The organism is Flavobacterium sp., assembly GCF_049590715.1.
Taxonomy (GTDB): Bacteria; Bacteroidota; Bacteroidia; order Flavobacteriales; family Flavobacteriaceae; genus Flavobacterium.
This window is the reverse complement of record NZ_JBAWDL010000220.1, coordinates 1-7,592: the sequence shown is the minus strand read 5'-3', so window position 1 is coordinate 7,592 and position 7,592 is coordinate 1. Positions and strand designations below refer to the sequence as shown.

Here is a 7,592-nt window from a genome sequence, read left to right as displayed (position 1 = left end):
TGATAATGGTGTTAAAAATGAAATAAATAATAATCTAGGTCGCATTTATTGTTTTAAAAAAAAGGATTATAACACGGGAATCTCTTATTTAAATAAATCTTTATTATTAAATGAAAAAAATAAAGATACCACACAAATTGTAATAACAAAATTGAATATTGCTTTAGCTTATTTGGATCTAAATAAAATTGAAAGAGGTAAAATTTATTTAGATTTCGTTAATAAACATAGTTTGAAGTACTTAAATATCTCTAATTTAGTTACTTTAAATATGGTAAATGGTATTTATAATGGATACATTAAAGACTATTCTAAAGCAGATTTTTTCTTTTTGAAAGCTGTCCAATTGGGACAAAAAACAAATAATAAAATTGATTTATGCAGTTCGTATTTAGAATACTCTAATTATTTATTTAAAAAGAAAGACTTTAAGAAAGCATATTTGTACTTAATAAAGTATAATAAATTAACCAAAGAAATTAATAATATTAAAAGTCTCAAAAGGGCTAAAATTGCTGGAATTAATTTAGAATTGGATGAGTACAAAAGGAAAGTCGATACTGTTACGGCTTTAAATAGTTTGCAAAATCAAAATTTGAGAAAATCGAAAATTTTGGTAGTACTTTTTGTTATTGTTCTCGTTTTTTTATTGTTGCAAATGTATTCTTTGTATAGAAGTTATGTTTTAAAGAAAAGAGCTAATTTAGCTTTGAAAGAAACCAATAAACAATTAGTCCTTGCTAAAGAGAAAGCAGATGAAGCCTCCTTATTAAAATCTCAATTTGTATCTACGATAAGTCATGAATTGCGAACACCATTATATGGCGTTGTAGGTATTACTAATTTTTTGATGGAAGAGCATAAAGAATTAGCGGACAGTCCACATATGAATTCGTTGAAATTTTCAGCACGGTATTTATTATCATTAATTAATAATCTTTTACAGATTAACAAAATAGAAGAAAATAAAATTGTACTTGAAGATTTGACTTTTAATATTGTTGATGAAATAGAAACCATTATTAACACCTTATTATTCATCGCTAAAAATAATAATAATACGATTGAAATTAATTTAGATGAAACTATTCCAAAATATTTAATTGGTGATAAATTACGTTTTTCTCAAGTGATGATTAATTTGATTAGTAATGCTTTGAAGTTTACAAAAGACGGAACGGTTTCTGTTTATGCTAAAATGATTACAGTAGAAGATAAAAAACATTTTATCGAATTTAAAATTAAAGATACCGGCATTGGAATAGCCAAAGAAGATCAAGAAATAATATTTGAAAAATTTATTCAATCTGGAAGAAAAGATACAGACTATCAAGGAACAGGATTGGGATTGTCAATTGTTAAAAGATTATTGGAATTATTTAATAGCACTATTTTAATTGATAGCACTTTAGGTGAAGGTACTACTTTTACATTCACTATTGCTTTTGATTCAGATCTTCAAAATTCAAATGATTTTATTAATGACATTGAAGTTGACTTGTCATCATCACAAGTGTTTACCATTTTAGTAGTTGATGATAATGTAATCAACTGTACTGTTACGAAAAAAATAATTGAAAAAAGAAATTATAAATGTTCAGTAGTTAATTCTGGCCAGGATGCGATTAACTTTTTAGAAAACAATTCTTTTGATGCTATTTTGATGGATATAAATATGCCTGAAATGAATGGTTATGAAGCTGCTAAAATAATTAGAAAAATGGGAATTACATGTCCTATAATTGCTCTTACCGCTTATAATAAGGAAGAAGTTATAGAACAGGCAGTATCGGCAGGAATGGACGATATCATTATAAAACCTTTTGAATCTAACGTTTTGTTTAAAACCATAAACGAACTTATTTTTAATAAAGTTAATGACATTGACTAAATATGTTTACTTTTATCAATACTCTAGTAGTATTGCTAATTAATGTGTTTGCTCCAGCTTATTATTTATAATAAATTTTAAATCTTTTGAAGTTTACTGATCCTAGAAATAGTTAAAACTATGCACTTGAGTGTATTTCGCTTTAGCTTCTAAAAATTTTAGCCACAGATTAAAAGATTTAACGAATTAATCTGTGTTAATCATTTTAATTCTATTTAACTTCTCTTTTTGAGTTGAATAAATAAATGTACGAATTCACAAATTACGAAATATAATTCGTGAATTTGTGGCTTTTCTAAATCATATATTCTACTTGCTTCACTAAGTTAGCAACATTATTGTCAAAGTCCCAAAACTAATTTCTTGAAACCTGTGGTAAATTTTAACGTTTTCACCTGTGGACTTTTAGTCTGACAACCAAATCGATGGACTTTCAATCCATAGTGGTTTAGTTTCGATTATAATCAGCAAAAGACTCCTAAGGATGTAATTTTTTATTAGTTTTAATTTATCACAAGGTTACTTTAATTGAATGTTAAGAAACCTTTTTTTTGAAAAAAGTTTTTGTAATATTACTGTAAATATCATTTGGAATGAGAAAAATAAAGTTTAAAAAAGTCAGGAAAATTCAGTCTAATTCATTAGAATATACAGGAAAACACAAACGCTTAGAGTCCGAAATGCAGTTGTTTGTATATAATGATTCTATAGTTGTAGAAGATGCTGAGTTTTCGATTGAGAATTTTAAAAAAATAGACCTAACAAAGAATAATTGGCTCAACCTACATGGGTTAAATAATATCCAATTAATTGAAAGTATTGGTTCCTATTTTAAAATAGACCATTTTATCTTATCTGATATTTTAAATACTACTCGAAGAACTAAAGTAGAAGAATTTTCGAATACTTTATTTTTTAATATTAAATCCTTACTTCCAACAGAACATTCCGATAATATCAATGTAGAACAAATCAGTTTCTTATTAAAGGAAGGTGTTTTGATTTCTTTTCAAGAAAAAAGAAGTGATTTTTTTACACATATTAGAGAACGACTCCGTACTCATACTGGTATTGTTCGTACTAAAAAAGCAGATTATCTTCTTTATTTGCTTTTGGATGCCATTATGGAGAATTTTTATATTACCATAGAAAATGAAGAGGATAAAGTAGAAGAATTAATTGTTATATCAAAAACAAGTTCTAAACCTGAAATATTAATCCGTATTGAAAAACATCGAGATAATTTTAATTTCTTAAAAAGATCAATTATTCCATTGAGAGATTCTTTATTAGCAATTAAAAGCATGAAAGAAGATGAAGGTTTTAATACAATTGAATTAGAAACCTATAATTTTTTTTCTAGATTACATCAAAAAAGTTTAGAATTATTGGAACAAATTGAATCAGATATGGGGACTTTAGAAAGTGCTTCCAATTTCTTTTTTTCATCACAAGCGCATAAGATGAACGAAATAATGAAAACCCTAACGGTGATTTCTGCCATCTTTATTCCAATGACTTTTATAGTTGGCGTTTACGGAATGAATTTTGAAAATATGCCAGAATTAAAATATCAAAATGGTTATTATATTATCATTGGAATAATGATAATGATGGGCTTGTTAATGGTGTTTTATTTCAAAAAAAGAAAATGGTTTTGAGTCTAAAATTGTGAGATTATAATTTACTAAAACATGAAAAAATAAACTAATGAATAAAGCCATATACGTTGCTACCAGTGAATTTAATAGCGGTAAATCAATTATAACATTGGGTTTGATGAGTATGTTGATAGGAAAAACGGCAAGAGTAGGTTATTTTAGACCTATCATTGAAGATTTCCAAGAAGGAAAAATGGACAATCACATTGAAACTGTTCTTTCGCATTTTAATTTAGACATCGACTTTGAGGATGCTTACGCCATTACCAAAAGCAAATTAATCAAGAAAAAAAATAAAGGAAAAATAGGAGAAGTCCTCGATTTGATCATTGAAAAATTCAAACATCTCGAAGAACAGTATGATTTTGTACTAGTTGAAGGGACAAGTTTTAGTGGTGAAGGAACAGTTATAGAATTAGATATGAATGTTTTAATTGCTAAAAACTTAGGGATTCCAGCAATTATTGTTGGTTCTGGAGTAGGGAAAACACTGGATGAATTTGTAGATAGTTTGTATTTAGCATATGATACATTTAGAGTAAAAGATGTTGATGTTCTGGCTGTTATAGGGAATAAAGTTCAGTTTGAAAACTTAGAATTGGCTGTTAATGGATTGAAATCAAGTTTGCCAGCCAATATTTTAGTTAATGCGATTCCGTTAATACCAAGCTTGAAAAATCCTACTATAAAAGAAATTATAGAAGTTCTTGATGCCAAAGTATTATTTGGTTCTGAATATTTGAATAATGAAGTAGGAAATTTCAGCGTGGGTGCTATGCAACTACGTAATTATTTATTACACTTAAAAGAGAACTCCTTAGTGATTACTCCTGGAGATAGAGCTGATATTATTTTAGGGGCTTTGCAAGCTAATGAATCAGCTAATTATCCTTCTGTTTCAGGAATTATTTTGACAGGGAATATTGTTCCTGAAGACAGTATTTTGAAATTAATCGAAGGGTTGACAAGTGTGGTGCCTATCCTTTCCGTAAATGAGGGAACTTATAGGATTACCAATAAAATTGGGGATATTAATTCTAAAATTTATGCTGATAACAGTCATAAGATCGAAACTTCGATTGCTACTTTTGAAAAATTCGTAGATCTCGATCAACTAGCCGATAAATTAAGCGCTTTTGAGGTAGAAGGAATGACTCCAAAAATGTTTCAATATAATTTAGTCAAACGAGCAAAACAACATCGAAAACATATAGTATTACCCGAAGGAACGGATGAACGTATTATAATAGCTGCTTCAAGATTATTAGCAATTGATGTTGTAGATATTTCAATTATTGGAAACAAAAAACAAATTGAAAATAAAGTTAACGAACTAGGAATTACATTTGATTTTTCGAAAATAAAAATCATAAACCCTATAGAATCACCTCATTATGAGGAGTATGCTCAGACCTATTATGACTTAAGAAAAGCTAAGAATGTTACGGAACGAATGGCCAAAGATTTGATGGAAGATGTATCTTATTTTGGAACTATGATGGTGTATAAAGGTCATGCTGATGGAATGGTTTCTGGAGCTGCACACACGACGCAGCATACTATTTTACCAGCTTTACAGTTTATAAAAACCAAACCCAATTCTTCGGTAGTATCTTCTGTATTTTTTATGTGTTTGGAAGATAGAGTTTCTGTTTTTGGAGATTGCGCCATTAATCCAAATCCCAGTGCTGAACAATTAGCAGAAATTGCGATTTCATCAGCAGATACAAGTTTAGCCTTTGGTATCGAACCTAAAGTAGCCATGCTATCTTATTCATCAGGTTCATCAGGCAAAGGAGATGAAGTGGATAAAGTTCGAAAAGCTACTGATATTGTACGTCAAAAACGACCAGACTTGAAAATAGAAGGGCCTATCCAATATGATGCGGCAGTGGATAAAATTATTGGACAAAGTAAAATGCCTAATTCAGAAGTGGCAGGTCAAGCCAGTGTGTTGATTTTTCCTGATCTAAACACAGGAAACAATACCTATAAAGCGGTTCAAAGAGAAACGGGTGCTCTAGCCATTGGTCCAATGTTACAAGGTTTAAATAAGCCTGTAAACGATTTAAGTCGCGGTTGTACGGTTGATGATATTATTAATACGGTTGTGATTACAGCGATTCAAGCGCAAGGATTGTAACGTAGTTCTTAAGTAAATAGTACTTAGTCCATAGTCCTTAGTGCTAAGGACCAAAAAACATATAAAAATGAAAATAGTTATTATAAATTCAGGAAGTTCGTCTATTAAATACCAATTAATCACGATGCCTGAAAGAACAGTAATCTGTTCGGGAATGATTGATAGAATTGGTTTAGAAACTTCGAATTTTAGTTATAAAACAGATCAAAATACCATTGAGGAAGTTTTGCCAATTGCCAATCATAAAGTGGGATTAGAAAAGATTGCCCAATTACTATTAGACAAAAATGTGGGTGTGATTAAAACCAAAGCTGAAATTGATGCTGTGGGGCATCGAGTAGTTCATGGTGGAGCAATGTTTTCAGAAACGGTAGAAATTGATTCTGAAGTAAAAGAACACATTAAAGAGTTATTTGAACTAGCTCCTTTGCACAATCCTGCAAACTACGAAGGAATTGAAGTTGCTGAAGAAATTTTCTCTACGGCAAAACAGGTGGTTGTTTTTGATACCGCTTTTCACCAAACCATTCCAGCGGTGGCCCATCAATATGCTATCCCTAACCAACTGTTAGACGAAAATAAAATAAGGTTATATGGTTTTCACGGAACAAGTCATAAATACGTTTCGGAACAAGCCATGCATATGTTAGACAACCATGCCAAAATCATTACCATTCACCTTGGTAACGGTTGTAGCATGACTGCTATCAAAGACGGAAAAAGTATTGATCACACGATGGGCTTTGCTCCTTCGAGTGGTTTAATTATGGGAACTAGGAGCGGTGATATTGACCAATCGGTTATTTTTTATATGATTAATTCATTAGGATATAGTCCAAATGAAGTCAATGATTTATTATTAAAACAAAGCGGAATGCTGGGACTTACGGGGTTAAGCGATTTAAGAGATATTGAAGCCGCTGCTTCTACAGGAGATAAATTATGTCAGTTGGCATTAGATATGAATGTGTATCGAATAAAAAAATATATTGGTTCGTATGTTGCAGTCTTAAACGGATTAGATGCTATCATATTTACCGCAGGAATAGGGGAGAACTCTTCTTATATCCGAAAATCAGTTTGTTCGGATATGGAATACTTTGGAATACATTTAGACAATGATAAAAACGAAATGCGTTCCAAAGAAAATAGAGAAATCAATACTAATGATGCTAAAACCAAAATTTTAGTAATTCCAACGAATGAGGAATTAGAAATAGCAAATCAGGTTTATAGTTTGGTGTTGAAGGTTTAGGTGATGCTATTTATTATTATCGTCATGGCATTTAGTTTTTGAATTAAATGCCATGATTTTTTTAATATATTTAATAGTATAACCTAAAATCAAGTAGTTTACAAAGTGCGTAATGCTTTTTGAATAATTCTTCAACAATTACAGTGACATCTGTTTCCTCTTCAAATAAACTAAAAAAAGCTTTGTCTAGTCCGCTACTTGCATAATTTTGCATTGCAATTCCATAGCCTGAAACTGCTTTTGCACCGGTAACATCTAGAAAATATTGTGCTTCATCAGACTCTAAGTCTAGCGGTTTTTTGTTAGCAAAATGAACAATTTTACCTTTTAGTTTTCCTTCAAAAAGTTCTGCAATTTCTTCAAAACTATAATAGTAGTTATTAATGCAAATGGTATTTGCTTCGCCTGTAATAACTAAGTAGATAATTTCATAATCTATGAAATTATGATCATCGTATAGTAAAGTATTTAGACTTTCTTCAAAACCCTCAATGGTATCACAATTTTTGTAGATAGAGGCAATGCCTTGTTCATAAGCCAATAACTCGAGGTTTTTAAGTACGTCGGTTGAGTTTGTTTTTTCTATATCAGGTACCGCTTCGAGACAGAAAATAAATTTATCCTGATCCATTATCATTTTTT

Annotated in this window: 5 protein-coding genes; 4 read left to right on the top strand and 1 reads right to left on the bottom strand. The window is 30.0% G+C overall.

Annotated features, from left to right (window positions below; genetic code table 11):
- The 4 genes from WBQ70_RS10185 to WBQ70_RS10170 all read left to right on the top strand — a co-directional run.
- A partial coding sequence (locus tag WBQ70_RS10185; protein ID WP_423913673.1) for a response regulator occupies positions 1-1,891 on the top strand: 1,891 nt, incomplete at its 5' end.
- A 593-nt stretch (positions 1,892-2,484) separates the two neighbouring features.
- Positions 2,485-3,552, top strand: coding sequence for a magnesium/cobalt transporter CorA (gene corA, locus WBQ70_RS10180; protein WP_423913671.1), 1,068 nt, complete (start codon positions 2,485-2,487; stop codon positions 3,550-3,552).
- A gap of 49 nt (positions 3,553-3,601) precedes the next feature.
- Positions 3,602-5,695, top strand: coding sequence for a phosphate acetyltransferase (pta, locus tag WBQ70_RS10175; RefSeq protein ID WP_423913668.1), 2,094 nt, complete (start codon positions 3,602-3,604; stop codon positions 5,693-5,695).
- A 67-nt stretch (positions 5,696-5,762) separates the two neighbouring features.
- Positions 5,763-6,950 carry an acetate/propionate family kinase gene (locus tag WBQ70_RS10170; protein ID WP_423913666.1) on the top strand — a complete coding sequence of 396 codons (1,188 nt, stop codon included), beginning with the start codon at positions 5,763-5,765 and terminating at the stop codon, positions 6,948-6,950.
- A 70-nt stretch (positions 6,951-7,020) separates the two neighbouring features.
- Here the strand turns inward: WBQ70_RS10170 and WBQ70_RS10165 are convergent, their stop codons facing one another.
- Complete coding sequence (locus WBQ70_RS10165) at positions 7,021-7,581, bottom strand: DUF6642 family protein (protein WP_423913675.1); 561 nt, start codon at positions 7,579-7,581, stop codon at positions 7,021-7,023.
- Positions 7,582-7,592 lie beyond the last annotated feature (11 nt).